This window comes from Pseudacidovorax sp. 1753 (genome assembly GCF_040544975.1).
GTDB lineage: Bacteria > Pseudomonadota > Gammaproteobacteria > Burkholderiales > Burkholderiaceae_C > Xenophilus.
This window is the reverse complement of record NZ_JBEPKY010000014.1, coordinates 1-17,644: the sequence shown is the minus strand read 5'-3', so window position 1 is coordinate 17,644 and position 17,644 is coordinate 1. Positions and strand designations below refer to the sequence as shown.

Annotated in this window: 14 protein-coding genes and 1 pseudogene; 13 read left to right on the top strand and 2 right to left on the bottom strand. The window is 70.0% G+C overall.

Annotation, left to right across the window (positions count from 1 at the left end):
- Positions 1-97 precede the first annotated feature (97 nt).
- Both fabG and ABIC63_RS18040 read left to right on the top strand, forming a co-directional pair.
- The gene (fabG, locus tag ABIC63_RS18045; RefSeq protein ID WP_354320799.1) at positions 98-883 is read left to right on the top strand and encodes a 3-oxoacyl-ACP reductase FabG; all 786 of its coding nucleotides are present in this window, start codon (positions 98-100) and stop codon (positions 881-883) included.
- Positions 880-2,805 carry a glycoside hydrolase family 15 protein gene (locus ABIC63_RS18040; protein ID WP_354320798.1) on the top strand — a complete coding sequence of 642 codons (1,926 nt, stop codon included), beginning with the start codon at positions 880-882 and terminating at the stop codon, positions 2,803-2,805. Before fabG ends, ABIC63_RS18040 begins: the two co-directional genes overlap by 4 nt.
- A gap of 3 nt (positions 2,806-2,808) precedes the next feature.
- Here the strand turns inward: ABIC63_RS18040 and putA are convergent, their stop codons facing one another.
- Entirely contained in the window at positions 2,809-6,660 is a 3,852-nt protein-coding gene (gene putA, locus ABIC63_RS18035; protein WP_502935886.1) for a trifunctional transcriptional regulator/proline dehydrogenase/L-glutamate gamma-semialdehyde dehydrogenase, read from the bottom strand.
- Between the two features lie 86 nt (positions 6,661-6,746).
- On the opposite strand from putA, the gene ABIC63_RS18030 reads away from it, so the two are divergent.
- Positions 6,747-7,241 (top strand): Lrp/AsnC ligand binding domain-containing protein, encoded by a 495-nt coding sequence (locus ABIC63_RS18030; protein ID WP_354320797.1) that lies wholly within the window; start codon positions 6,747-6,749, stop codon positions 7,239-7,241.
- Positions 7,242-7,281: 40 nt separating this feature from the next.
- On the opposite strand, the gene ABIC63_RS18025 is transcribed toward ABIC63_RS18030, so the two are convergent.
- On the bottom strand, positions 7,282-8,304 hold the full coding sequence (locus ABIC63_RS18025) for a formylglycine-generating enzyme family protein (RefSeq protein ID WP_502935885.1): 1,023 nt from the start codon (positions 8,302-8,304) through the stop codon (positions 7,282-7,284).
- Positions 8,305-8,408: 104 nt separating this feature from the next.
- Between ABIC63_RS18025 and ABIC63_RS18020 the strand changes: the two genes are divergently transcribed.
- The 10 genes and pseudogenes from ABIC63_RS18020 to ABIC63_RS17975 form a co-directional block, all read left to right on the top strand.
- Positions 8,409-8,780 (top strand): DUF2946 family protein, encoded by a 372-nt coding sequence (locus ABIC63_RS18020; RefSeq protein WP_354320796.1) that lies wholly within the window; start codon positions 8,409-8,411, stop codon positions 8,778-8,780.
- A gap of 93 nt (positions 8,781-8,873) precedes the next feature.
- Positions 8,874-9,041, top strand: a complete 168-nt coding sequence (locus ABIC63_RS18015) for a hypothetical protein (protein ID WP_354320795.1) — start codon at positions 8,874-8,876, stop codon at positions 9,039-9,041.
- A gap of 49 nt (positions 9,042-9,090) precedes the next feature.
- Positions 9,091-9,564, top strand: coding sequence for a copper chaperone PCu(A)C (locus ABIC63_RS18010; RefSeq protein ID WP_354320794.1), 474 nt, complete (start codon positions 9,091-9,093; stop codon positions 9,562-9,564).
- 107 nt (positions 9,565-9,671) lie between these two features.
- Complete coding sequence (locus ABIC63_RS18005; protein WP_354320793.1) at positions 9,672-9,989, top strand: c-type cytochrome; 318 nt, start codon at positions 9,672-9,674, stop codon at positions 9,987-9,989.
- Positions 9,990-9,998: 9 nt separating this feature from the next.
- Complete coding sequence (locus ABIC63_RS18000; protein WP_354320792.1) at positions 9,999-10,460, top strand: DUF2946 family protein; 462 nt, start codon at positions 9,999-10,001, stop codon at positions 10,458-10,460.
- 106 nt (positions 10,461-10,566) lie between these two features.
- Positions 10,567-12,750, top strand: a complete 2,184-nt coding sequence (locus tag ABIC63_RS17995; RefSeq protein WP_354320791.1) for a TonB-dependent receptor — start codon at positions 10,567-10,569, stop codon at positions 12,748-12,750.
- 13 nt (positions 12,751-12,763) lie between these two features.
- Positions 12,764-14,404: a PepSY-associated transmembrane domain-containing protein gene (locus tag ABIC63_RS17990; RefSeq protein ID WP_354320790.1), complete on the top strand. Its 1,641-nt coding sequence runs from the start codon at positions 12,764-12,766 to the stop codon at positions 14,402-14,404.
- 75 nt (positions 14,405-14,479) lie between these two features.
- The gene (locus tag ABIC63_RS17985) at positions 14,480-16,648 is read left to right on the top strand and encodes a TonB-dependent siderophore receptor (RefSeq protein ID WP_354320789.1); all 2,169 of its coding nucleotides are present in this window, start codon (positions 14,480-14,482) and stop codon (positions 16,646-16,648) included.
- Between the two features lie 167 nt (positions 16,649-16,815).
- Complete coding sequence (locus ABIC63_RS17980; RefSeq protein ID WP_354320788.1) at positions 16,816-17,490, top strand: DJ-1/PfpI family protein; 675 nt, start codon at positions 16,816-16,818, stop codon at positions 17,488-17,490.
- Positions 17,487-17,644: pseudogene (locus ABIC63_RS17975) on the top strand (energy transducer TonB); the annotation flags it as partial. The gene ABIC63_RS17980 and the pseudogene ABIC63_RS17975, both read left to right, overlap by 4 nt.

Sequence of the window (17,644 nt, the reverse complement as noted above, 5' to 3'; positions counted from 1 at the left end):
GACGCGAAGGCGCCCCGGCCGATGCGCCAATGAATCCGTGCCATCAATGTGGCGCCGCGGCCCCCGCACCGGCGGGCTGTGTCGAACAGGGATTCGCATGGACCTTCATCTCGAACAGAAGCGCGTGCTCGTGACCGGCGGCAGTTCCGGCCTGGGGGCCGCCATCGTCAAGGCCTTCGCCGACGCCGGTGCCCGCGTGGCCATCAACTACCGCTCCAGGCCCGAGGCCGCGGAGGCGCTGGCCGATGCCTGCCGTCACACGCCGGCTGGCCGGCCGATCACGGTGCATGCCGACATCGCCGACGCGCAGGCCGTGGACGGCATGTTCGAGGCGCTCGACCAGGCGTGGGGCGGCATCGATGTGCTGGTCAACAACGCCGGCATCGACGGCGAGCATGCCCTGGCCTGGGAAGCCGATGCGAAGGCCTGGGGCCGCGTGATCGACGTTAACCTCAAGGGGGCCTTCCTGTGCGCGCACCATGCGCTGCGTCGCATGGTGCCGCAGAAGTCGGGCGTGATCCTCAACACGACCAGCGTGCACGAGACCATCGCCTGGAGCGGCTACAGCGCCTACTGCGCCAGCAAGGCCGGCCTCACCATGATGGGCCGCACGCTCGCGCAGGAGGCGGCGCCGCACGGCGTGCGCGTGCTCAGCCTGGCGCCCGGCGCCATCAGGACGCCGATCAACCGCGACGTGTGGGAAGACCCGGAAGGCCATGCCGACCTGCTGCGCAAGATCCCGCTTGGCCGCATGGGGGAGCCGGAGGACATCGCCGACATGGCGGTGGTGCTGGCCTCGCATGCGGCGCGCTACATGACCGGCACCACGGTGTTCGTGGACGGCGGCATGACCGATTACCCCGACTTTGCGCACGGCGGATGAACGGCCCGCGTCCGACCACGACCCCTCGCGCCGCGGTGGCCGAGGGCGAAGCCGCCGTGCCTTCCGTCCCGCACCGCCGCATCGAGGACTACGCGCTCATCGGCAACATGCTGTCGGCGGCGCTGGTGGGCCGCGACGGTGCCATCGACTGGCTGTGCCTGCCGCGCTTCGATTCGCCCGCCTGCTTCGCGGCTTTGCTGGGCGAAGAGCGCCATGGTCGCTGGAAGGTGGCCCCCGTCGACGCAGACCCGCAGGTGAGCCGGCGCTACCTGGCCGACTCGGCGGTGCTGGAGACCCGCTTCCAGACCGCCACCGGCGTGGTCACTGTCACCGACTTCATGCCCCGCAGCGACGACGACCCCGCCCATGTCGACGTGGTGCGCATCGTGGCGGGCGTCGAGGGCGAGGTGGCGATGCAACTCGACCTGACGGTGCGCTTCGCCCATGGCTGCACGGTGCCGTGGGTGCAACGCAAGGACTATGGCCTCAGCATGGTCGCGGGGCCGGATGCCATCGAGCTGCATGCCGACATGCCGCTGGAAGGCCACGGCATGAGCACGCGTGCGCGCTTCACCGTACGCGCCGGCGAGCGCGTGCCGATGACGCTGGCCTATCACCCCTCCAACCGGCGCCCGCACTTCGTGGAGGACCGGGACGAATCGCTGGAGCGCACGGTTCTCTGGTGGCACGACTGGGTCGGCCGCGCCACCCTGCCGCCGATGCCGCCGGCTTGGCGCGGCGCCGTGGTGCGCTCGCTCATCACGCTCAAGCTGCTGACCTATGCGCCCACCGGCGCTATCGTCGCGGCGCCCACCACCTCGCTGCCCGAGGCCATCGGTGGCACGCGCAACTGGGACTACCGCTACTGCTGGGTGCGCGACTCCGCGCTCACGCTGTATGCGCTGCTCAATGCCGGCTACCGCGAGGAGGCGCAGCACTGGCGCCAGTGGCTGATGCGCGCCGTGGCCGGCTCGCCGAACCAGCTACAGATCATGTACGGCATCGGCGGCGAGCGATGGTTGCCCGAGTACGAGTTGCCATGGCTGCCCGGCTTCGAAGGCAGCCGGCCGGTGCGCGTGGGCAACGGCGCCGCGGGCCAGATGCAGATCGACGTGTACGGCGAGCTCATGGACACCCTGCATGCCGCCCGGTGCGCCGAGCTGCAGCCCAATGCCGAGGGCTGGGCCATGCAGAAGGCCCTGCTGGTGCACCTGGAGAAGGTCTGGCGCGAACCGGACCAGGGCATCTGGGAGACACGTGGCCCGCCTCAGGCGTATACCCATTCGCGCCTGATGGCCTGGGTGGCCTTCGACCGCGCGGTCGCTGCCGTGGAACACCATGGCCGGGACGGCCCCGTCGAGCACTGGCGCGAGGTGCGCGACGCCATTCATGCGGACATCTGCGTGCACGGCTTCGACTCGCAGCTCGACACCTTCGTGCAGTACTACGGCGGCAAGAGCCTGGATGCGGGGCTGCTGCTGATGCCGCAGGTGGGCTTCCTGCCGGCCACGGATCCGCGCGTGGCCGGCACCATCGCCGCCATCGAGCGCGGGCTGATGCAGGACGGGCTGGTCCAGCGCTACTCGACCGGCGCCACGGACGATGGCGTGGGCGGTCGGGAAGGCGCCTTCCTGGCCTGCAGCTTCTGGCTGGCCGATGCCTATGTGCTGGCGGGACGGCACCACGACGCCGCCGCCCTCTTCGACCGCCTGCTGGGCCTGTGCAACGACGTCGGCCTGCTCTCGGAGGAATACGACATGCAGGCCGGCCGGCAACTGGGCAACTTTCCGCAGGCCTTCTCCCACATCGGGCTGATCAACACGGCGCACAACCTGGCGACCGCGCAGGGGCCGGCGCGGCAACGAGCCGGGCGGGTGGCGCCGCGGCGATCGGCTGGGGGCGAGCGGCCTTTGGGCGGCTGAGCTTCAACCCATCGTCATCAGGCTGGCATTGCCGCCGGCGGCGGCGGTGTTGACGCTCAGCGAGCGCTCGCCGAGCAGTGCCGCGAGCGCCGCGGCAGGCTCTGCCGCCGGCCAGGCGTGCAGGGCGACGAGGGGCCCGGGCCGTTCGGTCAATTGGCGTGCGACGGCCAGGCGCTGGGCCGCGTCGCCGTGGTGCAGGACCAGTTCGAAGGACGCCCCCTCGGTATCCAGCGGATCGTCGACCAAGCTGACCTGCGCCCGAACGGGCGGCGGCAGCCGTGCATGCAGTGACGTCGTTGAAGCATGGACAGGCCACACGGCGTGGCTTCCGGCGGCCAGCACGGCGGCGAGCTGGGCAAGTCGCACGCGGTCTTCGTCGGCCAGGCACAGGGCCGCGCGGCGAGGGTGAAGGGCGTAGCGGTTGCGCTCGCCGGTTGGGCCGGCGAGCAGCCAGGCGATGGGACGCGGCATGGCCTTGTGCAACTGCTCGCAGTGCTCGGCCAAGGGCGCATCGCCGCTGCGGAGAACCCAGTCCTGCAAGACGCGTAGCGCGGGTAGGTCGGCGGTGTCCACGTGGTCGGCCTCGCCCATCGGCAGTGCGCACGCCACGGCGTGGGCCAGGAAGCCCCGCGGTCGCCGCGCCAGCAGCCGGTACAGGTACAGCGGCCCGCCGGCCTTGGGCCCGGTGCCCGACAGGCCTTCGCCACCGAAGGGCTGCACGCCCACCACGGCGCCCACGATGTTGCGGTTCACATAGACATTGCCCACCGGCGCGGCCTGCACCACGCGGTCGATGGTCTCGTCGATGCGGGTGTGCAGGCCCAGGGTCAGGCCATAGCCCGTTGCGGCGATCTGTGCGAGGAGCGCGTTGAGTTCGGGGCGCCGCCAGCGCAGCACATGCAGCACCGGGCCGAAGACCTCGCGCTGCAGCTCGACCAGGCTGTCGATCTCGATCAACGTGGGCGGCACGAAGGTGCCGCCTTCGGTGGTGCCGGGGCGCGTGCGGCCCGCGCGGTGCACGCGGCGGCCGCGGGCCTGCATGGCCTGCACATGAGCCTCGATGCCGGCCTGCGCCTCGGCGTCGATGACCGGGCCGACATCGGTGGGCAGCAGCGCAGGATCGCCCAGGTTCAGCTCGGCCATGGCGCCGCGCAGCATGTGCAGCAGCGCGTCGGCCGACTCCTCCTGCACGCACAGCACGCGCAGCGCCGAGCAACGCTGGCCCGCGCTGTCGAAGGCCGAGGCCAGCACGTCGGCCACCACCTGCTCGGTGAGCGCGGACGAGTCCACGATCATGGCGTTCTGCCCGCCCGTTTCGGCGATCAGTGGAACGGGGCCGCCATGTGCGCCGATTCGCTGCGCGAGGCTGCGCTGCAGCAGGCGCGCGACCTCGGTGGAGCCGGTGAACATCACGCCCTGCACGCGGCCGTCGGCCACCAGTGCAGCACCGACTGTCTCGCCGTCGCCGGGCAGCAACTGCAACGCCGCGCGGGGAATGCCGCCCTCGTACAACAAGCGCACGGCCTCGGCCGCGATCAGCGGCGTCTGCTCGGCGGGCTTGGCGAGCACCGGGTTGCCGGCCGCGAGTGCGGCGGCGATCTGGCCGGTGAAGATGGCCAGCGGGAAGTTCCAGGGGCTGATGCACACGACAGGGCCCAGCGGCGCGTGGTCGTCGCCCTGCAGCGCGCGGCGGGCCTGGCCGGCGTAGAAGCGCAGGAAGTCGATGGCCTCGCGCACTTCGGCGATGCCGTTGGCGAAGGTCTTGCCGGCCTCGCGGGAGAGCAGCGCGACCAGCCGTGGCATGCGGGCCTGCATCAGATCGGCCGCGCGTTCGAGCGAAGCGGCGCGCTCTGCGGGCGGCGTGTCGGCCCAGGGGCCGGCGAAGTCGTGCGCTGCGGCCAGCGCGGCGGCCACGTCGTCGGGCGTGGCGGGCCGCACGATGCCGACGATGTCGTCATGCCGGGCGGGGTTGCGCACGGGCCCGGGCGCGGAGCTCGCGGTGGCCGTCCCAGGCAAGCAGGCGGCGGCCGAAGGATCTGCCACTGGCACTCCCGCCGCCTGCGGCCCGGCCGCGACCATGGGCGCGGCCTGCCATTCGACGCGCCTGCTCTCTGCGACGGCGGCGTCCAGCACGGCCAGTTGCGCGTCGTCCGCCAGGTCCATGCCACGCGAATTGGCCCGCGCCTCGCCGTAAAGCCGCAGCGGATGCGCGATGGCCGGGTGCGGGGCGCCCGCCCTGCCCTCCTCGGCCGCCTGCCGGTCCACCGTGGCCACCGGGTCTTCCACCAGTGCATCGATGGGCAGGGTTCGGTCGGCGATCCGGTGCACGAAGGAGGTGTTGGCACCGTTCTCCAGCAGGCGACGCACCAGGTAGGCCAGCAGCGTCTCGTGGGTGCCCACGGGCGCGTAGATGCGGCAGGGCCGGCCCAGCCGGCCGTCTTCGGTACGGCCTACCACCTGTTCGTACAGCGGCTCGCCCATGCCGTGCAGGCACTGGAATTCGTACTGGCCCGGCTGCCAGCGGGCCGGATCGGCCATCGTGTAAATGGCCGCCAGGGTGTGGGCGTTGTGGGTGGCGAACTGCGGATATACCTGCGCGGGCGCGGCCAGCAGCCTGCGTGCGCAGGCCAGGTAGGCCACGTCGGTGTGCGCCTTGCGGGTGTAGACCGGAAAGCCGTCCTGTCCATCCACCTGGGCACGCTTGATCTCGCTGTCCCAGTAGGCGCCCTTGACGAGGCGCACCATCAGCCGGTGGCCGCTGCGCGCCGCCAGGTCGATGAGAAAGTCGATGACGAAGGGGCAGCGCTTCTGATAAGCCTGCACCACGAAGCCCAGGCCGTTCCACCCCGCCAGGGCCGGCTCGAAGCACAGGCGCTCCAGCAGGTCGAGCGACAGTTCCAGACGGTCGGCCTCTTCTGCGTCGATGTTGAGGCCGATGTCGTGCTGCCGGGCCAGGGCGCTCAGGTCGCGCAGCACCGGGTACAGCTCATTCATCACCCGCGACTTCTGCGCCCGGCTGTAGCGCGGATGCAGGGCCGAGAGCTTGATCGAGATGCCCGGCCCGTCGGCGGGCCCGCGGCCGGCGGAGGCCCGTCCGATGGCATGGATGGCCTCTTCGTAGGCGCGGCGGTAGCGCGCGGCGTCCTCGGCGGTCATGGCGGCTTCGCCCAGCATGTCGTAGGAATGGCGAAAGCCCTGCGCCTCCAGCGGGCGCGCCTTGGTCAGCGCCTCGCCGATGGTCTGGCCGGTGACGAACTGTTCGCCCATCATGCGCATGGCCAGGTCCACGCCCTTGCGGATCAGCGGCTCGCCGCCCTTGGCCACCAGCCGGCCGAGCTGAGCCGAGAGACCCGTCTCGCTGTGCGTGGCCACCAGCCGGCCCGTGAGCAGCAGGCCCCAGCTGGCGGCGTTGACGAACAGCGAGGGGCTGCGGCCGAGGTGGGCCTGCCATTCGCCCTGGGCGATCTTGTCGCGGATGAGGGCATCGCGGGTGGCCGCATCGGGAATGCGCAGCAGCGCCTCGGCCAGGCACATCAGGGCGACGCCCTCCTGCGAAGACAGGGTGTATTCCTGCAGCAGGCCCTGCACCAGGCCGCTGCGGCCGCTGCCCGTGCCGCGCTCGCGCAGGTGCTGGGCCAGGCGGCAGGCGAGTTCGTGGGTGGCGAGGGCCTGTGCGGGCGACAGGCGGGCCTCGCCCAGCAATGCCTGGACCGCCGTGGCCTCGTCCTGTCGGCAGGCCCCGGCGATGGCATGGCGCAGGCGCGGTGCCATGGTGGCTGCATCGGTGGCGCCGCCGCCGGCATGGTGTGCAGCGGGGACGGCGAGGGTCGGTCGAGGCGTGGCGAGGGCAGTCATGGCAGTCCCGCAGATGGGCGCTGGGTTAGCGGATGCCTGAATAATCCCGCAGACTTCGCCGAATATTCGTTCGAATTCTTCTCGTCATGCCGAACAAACCACTGGATTCAGCGCCGGAACTGGACCGCCTGGACCTGCGCATCCTGGCCACGCTGCAGGCCGATGGCCGCATCACCAACGTCAAGCTGGCCGAGACCATCGGCCTCTCGCCCACGGCGGTGCTGGCGCGGGTGCAGCGGCTCACCGACGAGGGCTACATCCTGGGCTACGAGGCGCGGCTGAACCCGCTCAAGCTGGGCGCGGGCATGCTGGTCTTCGTCGAGGTGCTGCTGGACCGCACCACGCCCAACGTCTTCGATGCCTTCAAGGCCGCGGTGCAGGTGCATCCCGAGATCATGGAATGCCACATGGTGGCCGGCGGCTTCGATTACCTGCTCAAGACCCGCAGCGCCGACATGGCCGACTACCGGCGCTTTGCGGGCGCGGTGCTCTGGCAGCTGCCGGGCGTGCGCGAGACGCGCACCTATGCGGTGATGGAAGAGGTGAAGGATTCGGCCCGGCTGCATCTGCCGGGAGGCTGATTCCTGCGGCGGCGGTGGTCCGGTACCGCTGCCCGCAGGCTCAGGGCCCGTCCTCGCGCACCAGCCGGATGCCCACCAGCGTGTAGCGCGTGTCCGGCGCATTCCAGTTGCGATAGCTGGCGCGGGCATAGAAGGGCCAGGTGTGCCACGAACCGCCGCGGCGCACGCGCACGGAACCGTCGGCCGGCCCTTGCGGGTCGTCGATGGGCGAGTGCGCGTAGTAGTCCTCGCCGTACCAGTCGGCCACCCATTCCCAGGCGTTGCCGTGCATGTCGTACAGGCCCCAGGCATTGGGGGCGCCGCTGCCCACCGGCGCGGTGAACGAGAAGCCGTCGTCGGCCGGCAGGGCCATGGTCTTCCATTGCGGCCAGTAGGCCGCCGTGCGCTGGTCGAAGACGTTGGCCGCGCCGCGCAGCGAGGTCGGGTCGTCGCCGGTGTTGTAGCGGGTGCGGGTGCCGGCCCGGCAGGCGTATTCCCATTCGGCCTCGGTCGGCAGGCGGTAGCGGCGGCCCTCGGTCCGGCTGAGCCACGCGGCCAGGGCCTGCGCGTCGTTCCAAGTGACGTTGACCACCGGGTGGTCGTCGCCCTGCGCAAAGCCGGGGTTGTTCCAGGCATAGCGCGGGTCGCGGCCTTCGAAGGCATCGCCGCGCGCGGTCTTGGCGGGGTCGTAGTCGGCGCGCCAGCCATAGCCGCCGGTGCCATCGGCGATGGATTCCGGCACGTAGCCCGAGCGTTCAAGGAAGCGGCGGAACTGGCCCACCGTGACCTCGTGCTGGCCCATCCAGAAGGCGTGCGTGATGCGCACCTTGTGCACCGGGCCTTCGTCGCCCAGCTGGGCAAAGCGCTCGGGCGGCAGCTGCGGAAAGTCGCGGGCCAGGGTGGCGGCGGATTCGTCGCTGCCCATCATGAACTCGCCGGCTGCGATGCGCACGAAGCGCATGCCGAGGCTGTTCGTCTGCACGGAGGGCGCATGGGCGGGCGATGGCGGAGAGGCGACGGGCGCCGCGCATCCGGCAACGGCCAGCGCGGCAGACACGATCCAGAGGCGGCGGCGGAAGTCCATCGGTCCATGCTAGCGAGCGGCTGGTTTGGCGCCAACAGTGCGAACGGCCAGGACAGTACGGCCTTGGGCGGTGGCCTGCAGCAAGGCCTATGCATAATGCCCTGATGCATTGGCTGCGCAATTCGTTCACGGTGGTCCGCCTCGTCCTGGCGTGGCTGCTGCTGACACTTGGCGTGGCCTTCGCATCGCCCTGGGTCGCGCCCCAGGCCATGGAACTGGTCTGCGCACAGGGCGGTTCCGTCAAGCTTGTGGTCGTCGACGACGACGGCAAGGCGCAGGCAGCGGTCCACCACGGATTGGACTGCCCGCTCTGCCTGGCGATGGGCGTGCCGCCATCGGCCGATGTGCCGACGCTGCCCCAGCCCAGCCCGCTGGCGCATGCCCTTCATCCCATCATTCGCGCGCGCATCGCCGCGCTGGTCGGGGCGCCGTTGCCGCCCCGAGGGCCGCCCGCCGCCCCGCTGCCGACGGCCTGACCGCAGCGCTTCCCGTCGCCCATCAGGCGACGACGTCGTGCTGATTCGGATGGCCGGCTCGCCTCGTTCGCCCCTGCGCCCCCGGCTTGTGCCGTGTGGCCCCTGAGGGCGGTTCGCACTGGCGCCCTCTCCACGCTGGAGCAATCGGCCTTCAGCGACCTGTACGACCCCCAGGGCCGCATGTGCGTCCTGCTGCCGCGCGAGCGGAGCGCCGAGCCGCGTGCGGCGGACGTGCGGCAACTGCTGCCGAAGCCGGCCTGACCGCTTCCCTTTTTCTTCTTCCTTTCACCCACCACCAAGGAGCCTTCGCATGACCTTCCCCTTCCGCCCCCTCGCACTCGGCGCCCTGCTCTTCGCAGCTGCGGCGGCCCACGCCCAGGTCACCGTCAAGGACGCGTGGGTCCGTGCGACCGTGCCGCAGCAGAAGGCGACCGGCGCCTTCATGCGGCTGGAGTCGGCGCAGGATGCGCGCCTGGTCTCGGTCAGTTCGCCGCTGACACCGACGGCCGAAGTGCATGAGATGGCCATGCAGGACAACGTGATGCGCATGCGGCAGGTGACGGCCATCGACCTGCCCGCCGGCAAGCCGGTGGAACTCAAGCCCGGCGGCTACCACGTGATGCTGATGGACCTGAAGCAGCCGGTGAAGGTAGGCGACACCGTGCCGCTGAGCCTGGTGTTCGAGGGCAAGGACGGCAAGCGGCAGACCGTGCAGGTGGAGGCGCCGGTGCGGCCGCTCAAGAACGACACCATGCCGATGACGCACGGCGAGCACAAGCACTGAATCCCGGACGCCACATGCCGGCCGAGTACGACGTGCGATGCCGCGCGGCAGATGGCCCGTGGGGTCGCCCAACCTCTTTTCCACCCTTTCAGGTCATGGAGCCTCCGATGAGTAGAAGTTTCCCCTTCGCCCCGTTCGTTCTGGCCACCGCCCTCCTCGCCAGCGCCCCCGCGTGGGCCGATCAGGCCCTGGCCACCGCCAAGGCCTGCATGGCCTGCCACACCGTCGACAGGAAGGTGATCGGTCCCGCCTTCAAGGACGTGGCCGCCAGGTACGCTGGCAACAAGGATGCCGCCAGTTTCCTGGCCCAGAAGATCCTCAAGGGCGGCAGCGGCGTCTGGGGCCCGGTGCCGATGCCGGCCAATACGCAGGTGAGCGACGCCGAGGCCCGGAAGCTCGCCACCTGGGTGCTGGGCCTGAAGTAAGCGCCATCCATGCACGCCTGCCGCCGCCCGTCACCCAAGATGCCCTTCCCGGGCAGGGTGGCGCGCTGGCTGCTGCTTGCCCACTGCCTGCTGCTCCTGCTGCCCATGTGGCCGGCCCTGAACGGGGTGCAGGCCCTGGGCGCACGCCAGCCGGCCGGCGCCTTCATGGTCTGCACGGCGCAGGGGATGCAGGCACTGCCGGTGGCGCAAGGCGCGGCAGCCACGGCCCGCACCGGCACGGAGGACGACGCCGACCAGGGCGGCGAGACGTCCGATGCCGTTCCCACGTCGTCGGGCTGCGCGCTCTGCCATGCGCGCGTGCTCATGCCCTTGCCGGTCTGGACGGCCGGCCTGCCCTTGCGGGCGATCCCTCTGCCGCTGCCCGTCCCGCAGCGGCCCCTGGTTCTCTTCGCGGACACGTCCTGGCGTCCGTTGCAGGCGCGCGCACCGCCGCCAGCGCTGGCCGGCTGACTCTGCGCCACCGACGCCCCGCGGCCGCCCAGGCCGCGCGGGCCAGCGTCTGCCTGGGCGGTGCACCGACACCGCCGCGGATTCCTGTGTCCCTTCGACGAGAACCATGTCCTTATTTCGCCTTCCCTTCGCCCCCACGCCGCTCGCGTGGGCCTGCCTTCTGGCCCTGCCCGCTGTCGCTCCCGCCCATGCGCAGAGCGCGTCTGCCGACAGCCTTCCGCCCGTGCAGGTGCGCGAGACGCCTGCCCAGCCCAATGGCCGCCTTCCGCTGGACGTGCCGGTGACGACCGGCAGCCAGCTGGGCCTCACGCCGCGCGAGACGCCCGCCACGGTCACCGTGGTGGACCGTGCCGCCATCGATGCCCGCGGCGCCACCAACACGCAGGAAGTGTTGCGTGCCATTCCGGGCGTCACGGCACATGACGCGCCCGGCAACATCGGCGTGCAGTACCGCGGCTTCAGCGGCGCCTCGCTCACCCAGCTCTTCAACGGCATCAATGTGCAGTACACGATCGCCGCACGTCCGGTGGACAGCTGGATCTACGACCGCGTCGAAGCCATCGGCGGCGCCTCCAGCTTCCTGTACGGCGCAGGCGGCGTGGGCGGCACCATCAACTACATCACCAAGCTCGCAGCCCGCCACGACATCTCGGAGGCGCAACTGCGGCTGGGCAGCGACCGGCTCAAGGAGGCATCGGTCGGCCTCAACCGACGCATCGCAGGCGATGGCCTGGGCAGCGGCGACCACTACCTGCGCATCGACCTCAACCGTCGCCACGGCGATGGCTGGACCGATGGCACGCGCAAGGACGCGACCCAGTTGGCGACCTCGCTGCTCTCGGACTTCGGCGGCGGCCTGAGCCATACGCTGGCCTACGAGTACCAGAAGGAATACGTGGACCGGCCCTACTGGGGAACGCCGCTGATGCAGCCGCTGGCCGGCACCGCGCGCATCGACCCTGGCACGCGGACCAAGAACTACAACAGCGCCGACGGCATCTACGCCCAGCGCGTGCAGTGGCTGCGCTCGCTCACCGACTGGCGCGTGAGCGATGCGCTGCAGCTGCGCAACACCTTCTACGTCTACGACGCGTTGCGCGACTACCGCAACGTCGAGAGCTACACCTTCAACCGGAGCAACACGGCGGTCACGCGCTCGGCCACGCTGCTGCAGCGGCACGACCAGCGGATGGTGGGCAACCGCATCGACGGCAGCTACCAGGGCCGGCTGGCCGGCCTGCGCAGCGACTGGTCCTTCGGGCTGGACGTGAGCCTGAACCGCCAGACCCGCTTCCCCAACAGCCTGTCGGCCACGGTCAGCACGGTCAACCCCTACGTCTTCACCACCGAGCCCTTCTTCACCATCCGCGGCATGACGCCGGGCTTCCGGCCCGACCGGGAGAACAAGGTGCGCACGTTGGCAGCCTTTGCCGAGAACCGCACCTTCCTCACGCCTTCGCTCAGCCTGGTGACGGCCTTGCGCCACGAGCGCATCGACCTGGACCTGATCAATCGCCGTGAGGTGACCGCGGCCAGTCCGGCCACCTATTCGCGTGGCTACAACCCCACCACCGGCCGCGCCGGCCTGGTGTGGGACGTGGCGCCAGGCGCCAACCTGTATGCGCAGTACGCGACGGCGGCGGACCCGCCGGCTGGCGTGCTGAGTACCGCCAGCTTCGCCAATGTGCGCGACAACAGCGAGCTCACGACCGGCCGCCAGGTCGAGCTGGGCAGCAAGCTGGACTTCTGGCAGGGCAAGGGCACGGCGACGCTGGCGGTCTACGACATCGTGCGCAAGAACATCGCGACGCAGGATCCGGCCAACAGCAGCCTGACCGTGCTCGTGGGTCAGCAGTCGTCCCGCGGCGGCGAGATCGCCGTGGGCCTGCAGCCCACGCGGGACTGGTCGGTGCAGGCCAACTGGAGCTACGCCCGCGCGCGATACGACGCGTACAGGCAGGGCGGTGTGGACTATGCGGGCAAGACGCCCACCAACACCCCGCGCACCGTGGCCAACCTCTGGACGTCCTACGCCTTCGCGCCCCAGTGGCAGGCGAGCATCGGCATCCGTCGGGTCGGTGCCGTGTATGGCGACGCGGCCAACACCCTGCGCTGGCCGGCCTACACGCTGCTGGACTTGGGCCTGAGCTATCAGGTCCACCGCAACGCCGAACTGACGCTGCGCCTGCGCAATGCGACCGACCGGGTCTATGCCGCCAACCTGACCGGCACCATGGCCTACCTGGGCGAGCCGCGCACTGCCGACCTGACGCTGCGCGTCGGCTTCTGAGCGGAGGCCCGCCATGCGAGTGCGCTGCAAGCGCTGGCTCTTTCTCGTCCACCGCTGGATGGGTGTGGGGCTGTGCGCCTTCTTCGCGACGTGGTTCGTGTCGGGCGTGGTGATGATGTACGTGGGCTATCCCAAGCTCACGCCCGCCGAACGTCTGGCGCATCTGCCGCCGCTGGGCGACGGCGCCGGGCTGCTCGGCCCGCACGAGGCGCTGGAGAGAGCGGGCGTCGCCGGTCCCTTGCGCGAACTGCGGCTGGCCGCGGCCCGCGCTGGCCGGCCGGTGTACCTGGTCGTGCCCGACGCCCCCCCGGCAACGGCGCCGGGCGGCCGGCGCCGTCCCTCACCCGGGGCCGGCACGGTGGTCATCGATGCCCGCAGCGGGCAGCGGTTATACGACGCCGACGCAGCCACGGCCACGGCCAGCGCTGCCGCCTTTGGCGGCGCGTCCCCGGTGGACACACCGAAGCCTCGGCACGTCGGCCTTGTCCAGGAAGACGCGTTCACCCATTCGCGTGCGCTCGATGCGCACCGGCCGCTGCACGTGCTGCAGCTCGGCGATGCCGAGGACACGCGGCTCTATGTGTCGAGTCTGACCGGCGAGGTGGTGCGCGACGCGACGCGCACCGAGCGGCGGTGGAACTATGTCGGTGCCTGGATCCACTGGCTCTACCCCTTCCGCGGCGGGGTGCTAGACGGGTGGTGGACCGACATCGTCAACGGGCTGTCCATCGCGGGTATCGCGCTCGTGCTGGCCGGCATGGCGGTGGGCCTGATGCGATGGCGCTTCGGCCGGCCCTACAAGAGCGGCGCCCGCTCACCCTACGGCAGCCGGGCCATGCGCTGGCACCACATCGGGGGACTGCTGTTCGGCGCCGTGACGCTGACCTGGACCTTCAGCGGGCTGATGTCGATGAATCCGTGGCGGATCTTCGACACCGGTGCCGCGCCGTTGAGGGTGCAGGCGCTGCGGGGCATGCCGCTGCAACCGATGGCAGGCGACGCCACGCCCGCGGCCCTGCTGGCAGTTGCCGGCGCGGGCACGCGCGAACTGCGCTGGACGCCGGTGCTGGGCGTACTTGTCGTCCAGGCGAACGGCGCCGTGGGTCGGCCGACGCTTCTGAAGGCCGCGGACGCGTCTGCCCATACGGTCGACGAAGGCCAGCTTCAGGCCGCCATTGCCGGCATCCTGCCCGCGCCGCTGCTTCGCATCGAGCGCCTCCAGGCCTACGACTTCCACTACTACGACCGCGCAGCCCACACCATGACCGGCGGCACCGAGCGCCCGCTCCCCGTGCTGCGGGCCGTGTTCGGCGATGCGCAGCACAGCTGGGTCCACATCGACCCGGCCACCGGCACCGTGCTGGGCCGCAGCGACAGCGGTCGCCGTACCAGCCGCTGGCTGTTCGCGCTGCTGCACAGCTGGGACTGGCTGCCCCTACTGGATCGCCGGCCGCTGTGGGATGTGCTGCTGGTGGCGCTGAGCCTGGGCGGCGCCGTGGTGAGCCTGACCGGTGTGGTGATCGGCTGGCGACGTCTGCGGCTCAAGTCGCGTTCGCTGCATTCGCGCCGCAGCAAGGTTCCGCCGCCATCAATGAACACCCGCGAGCTTGCCGACCCCGCCCGGTCGCATCCGTCGCCCTCTTCTTTCCCGTGAAGCAGACAGACCGGCGTGAGCAAGCCCTTCCCTCCGCTTCCAAGCAACCCCACCCCTGATTGAAGACGCCCCCTCATGAAAAACAAACTGCTCCTACACCCACTCACCGCGGCCCTGTGGGCGCTGGGCCTGGCTGTTTTCCCACTTGCGGTCCGCGCGCAGAGCGGCAGCGCCACTTTGCCCTCGGTCACCGTGATCGGCGAGCGCAATGGCTACAGCGCGCCTGAAAGCAGCACTGCGACCCGCACGGACACGCCGTGGATCCAGATACCGCAAAGCACACAGGTGGTGCCCAAGGCCGTGATCGACGACCAGAGCGCGCTGACGCTGTCGGACGCGCTGCGCAATGTCTCGGGCGTGCAATTCGACTTCGGCTTCAACGGGTCGATGCAACCCCTCGTCATCCTGCGCGGCTTCCCCAGCGTTTCGATGACCGCCATGGGCGCCATGTCCGGCAGTTCCACCTACTACCTCGACGGCACCAAGGTGTCGGGCCTGCCGGTGAACATGGCCAACGTGCAATCGGTGGAAGTCGTCAAGGGACCCGCCAGCGTGCTGTACGGCCGCGCCGAGCCAGGCGGCCTGGTGAACGTGGTCAGCAAGCCCATCAGCCGCGTCCCGCAGTTCAGTCTGGAGCAGACCGTCGGCCAGTACGGACTGTCCCGCACGGCCATCGAGGGCTCTGGCCCCGTCAACAGCGACGGCACTCTGCTGGGCCGCTTCGGCGCCTCCTACTACAGCTCGGATTCGGTCCGCGACTACGTTCGAGACAAGCTCGGCGCGTTCACGGGCACCCTGTCCTGGGTGCCCGACACCCGAACCAGCCTGAGCGCGACGCTGGACTATTCCGAGCATCGCTATCGAACCGACTACGGCGTGCCGACCAACGGCGACCGCCCCGCCAACTTGCCCTGGTCTCGCCAGTTCAACGATGCGCCGGACCTGTCGAACGCGAAGACCGCCGTCTTCAAGGTCGAAGGCTCCCACCAGATCGACGACACCTGGCAGGTCAAGGCGAAGGCGCTCAGCGCACGCGGGACCACCGCCGAGGTCGACGTGACGCCTTATCGGGTGGACCTTGGTGCCGGCGTGTCGCCGCTCGAAAGTTGCGACGGCTCGGGCGCCACGCTGTGTCGCTACTACTTCAACGTCCGGCCGGACGGCCGCTACAAGCTGGATCAGTTCAACGTCGACCTGATCGGCAAGTTCAGCACCGGCAGCATCCAGCACACGCTGCTGGCCGGCTTCGACACCTACGACAGCCGCAAGACCGGGACCATGTACTTCCAGCAGCTGTCGGCGGTGGACGTCTACGCGCCGGTCTTCGGAAAGACGCCGAAGCTCGACACCACGACGGCCATGCCGATGGACGTGCAGGACCGCAACCGCTGGACCAGCTTCTACCTTCAGGACCAGCTGGCACTGGGCAACGGCGTCTTCCTGACCGGCGCGCTGCGCCACGACCGAACCAGTGCCATCTACTCCAGCGACGCGAGCGTGGCACCCAACGACCAGTCCTACACCTCACCGCGCGTGGGCGCCGTCTGGCAGTTCGCCGCCAACCAGGCGGTGTACGCGCAGTATCAGGATTCGCTGGCCACGAACAACGGCCGCGACACCGTGACGCTGGCTGCGCTGCAGCCCGAGAAGGCGCGGCAATTCGAGGTGGGCCACAAGGCGGCGCTCTTCGACGGCAAGCTGACATCGACGGTGGCCCTCTTTCAACTCGTCAAGCGCAACCGCGCCGCGAACGTCGTGATCGACCAGCCGCCTTTCTACAACCTGCTCACGGTCGGCAAGGCCCGTTCGCGTGGCCTGGAATGGGATGTGATGGGCGAGATCACGAAGAAGCTTTCGGTCATCGCCTCCTATGCCTACACCGATGCCGAGGTGACCGAGGATCCGACCTACCAGGGCAAGCGCCTGGCGAACGTTGCCCGTCACACGGGCAGCATCTGGGCCCGCTACGCGTTCGACGCGCAGTGGAGCGGTGGCGCCGGCGTGTTCGCGCAGAGCAGCCGGGCAGGCGACACAGCCAACACGTTCCAGCTTCCCGGCTATGGCCGCGTCGACGCGATGCTGGCCTATCGCTTCGGCTGGGGCGCTTCCAAGGCGTCGTTGCAGTTCAACCTGGACAACGTCTTCAACAAGAAGTACTACACGGGCAGCCACCAGTTCGTGCAGGACTGGATCAAGCTCGGCACCCCGCGCACGGCCAAGCTGACACTGCGCGTCGACTACTGAGGCCGCTGCACATGGAACACGGAAAAAGACGATTCCTCCGAGCAGCCACAGCAGCACTTGCGGCTTCGCCATGGCTTGCTGGCGCGCAAGCCTCCGGTACCCCCGTGCCTGCGCCCCATGACATGTCGGCCCTGCCACCGGAGTGGACCGGCAAGGAGCAGATCGGCATGCTGCTGTATCCCGGCCTGACCGCACTGGACTTCGTCGGGCCCCAGCACATGTTCGCGAGCCTGATAGGCGCCACGGTCCACCATGTCGCCAAGACCCTCGATCCGGTGGTCAGTGATTCCGGGCTCGCGCTTTCGCCGACCGCGACGTTCGACCAGTGCCCCGCTGATCTGGACATCCTGTTCGTGCCCGGCGGTGGAGACGGCACGCTCGCGGCGATGCGCGACGAGGCACTGCTGCGCTTCGTTCAGGACCGGGGCCAACGGGCCAGATGGGTCAGCAGCGTCTGCACAGGCGCGCTCGTCCTTGGTGCCGCAGGACTGCTCCACGGGTATCGCGCAACCACGCACTGGGCCACGATGCCGTTGCTTCCTGTTGCCGGCGCGGTTCCGGTCCCGTCGCGTGTCGTGCGTGACCGCAACCGCATCACCGGTGCCGGTGTCAGCGCCGGTCTCGATCTGGGGCTCACGATGGTGGCGATGCTGCGTGACCGGCCCTACGCAGAGGCCGTACAGTTGTTGGCCGAGTACGCGCCTGAACCGCCCTTCGATGCGGGCTCGCCGCGCACAGCGTCCGCATCGGTCAAGGCCATCGTGGAACCGATGTTCGACGACTTCAACGAACAGGGCCGCGCCGCCCTCGGGCGGCATGCCGCGCGAACAAGGCCCCTGTGAGCCGCTTTTCCTCTCCCCCCTCTTCTCCCCTCGGCGTCTCCCGCACGACCTTGATCGTCGGCGGCGTGGTGCTCTTCCATGCCGCAGCGCTCTGGGCGCTGCAGAGCGGGCTCATCCGCAAGGCCGCCGAAGTGATCGTGCCGGTGGAGATCCT

Bases quoted from the DNA above. Each gene is read 5' to 3' on its own strand.
- fabG (WP_354320799.1), top strand. From the start codon at position 98: ATGGACCTTCATCTCGAACAGAAGCGCGTGCTCGTGACCGGCGGCAGT.
- ABIC63_RS18040 (WP_354320798.1), top strand. From the start codon at position 880: ATGAACGGCCCGCGTCCGACCACGACCCCTCGCGCCGCGGTGGCCGAG.
- putA (WP_502935886.1), bottom strand. From the start codon at position 6,660: ATGACTGCCCTCGCCACGCCTCGACCGACCCTCGCCGTCCCCGCTGCA.
- ABIC63_RS18030 (WP_354320797.1), top strand. From the start codon at position 6,747: ATGCCGAACAAACCACTGGATTCAGCGCCGGAACTGGACCGCCTGGAC.
- ABIC63_RS18025 (WP_502935885.1), bottom strand. From the start codon at position 8,304: ATGGACTTCCGCCGCCGCCTCTGGATCGTGTCTGCCGCGCTGGCCGTT.
- ABIC63_RS18020 (WP_354320796.1), top strand. From the start codon at position 8,409: ATGCATTGGCTGCGCAATTCGTTCACGGTGGTCCGCCTCGTCCTGGCG.
- ABIC63_RS18010 (WP_354320794.1), top strand. From the start codon at position 9,091: ATGACCTTCCCCTTCCGCCCCCTCGCACTCGGCGCCCTGCTCTTCGCA.
- ABIC63_RS18005 (WP_354320793.1), top strand. From the start codon at position 9,672: ATGAGTAGAAGTTTCCCCTTCGCCCCGTTCGTTCTGGCCACCGCCCTC.
- ABIC63_RS18000 (WP_354320792.1), top strand. From the start codon at position 9,999: ATGCACGCCTGCCGCCGCCCGTCACCCAAGATGCCCTTCCCGGGCAGG.
- ABIC63_RS17995 (WP_354320791.1), top strand. From the start codon at position 10,567: ATGTCCTTATTTCGCCTTCCCTTCGCCCCCACGCCGCTCGCGTGGGCC.
- ABIC63_RS17990 (WP_354320790.1), top strand. From the start codon at position 12,764: ATGCGAGTGCGCTGCAAGCGCTGGCTCTTTCTCGTCCACCGCTGGATG.
- ABIC63_RS17985 (WP_354320789.1), top strand. From the start codon at position 14,480: ATGAAAAACAAACTGCTCCTACACCCACTCACCGCGGCCCTGTGGGCG.
- ABIC63_RS17980 (WP_354320788.1), top strand. From the start codon at position 16,816: ATGCTGCTGTATCCCGGCCTGACCGCACTGGACTTCGTCGGGCCCCAG.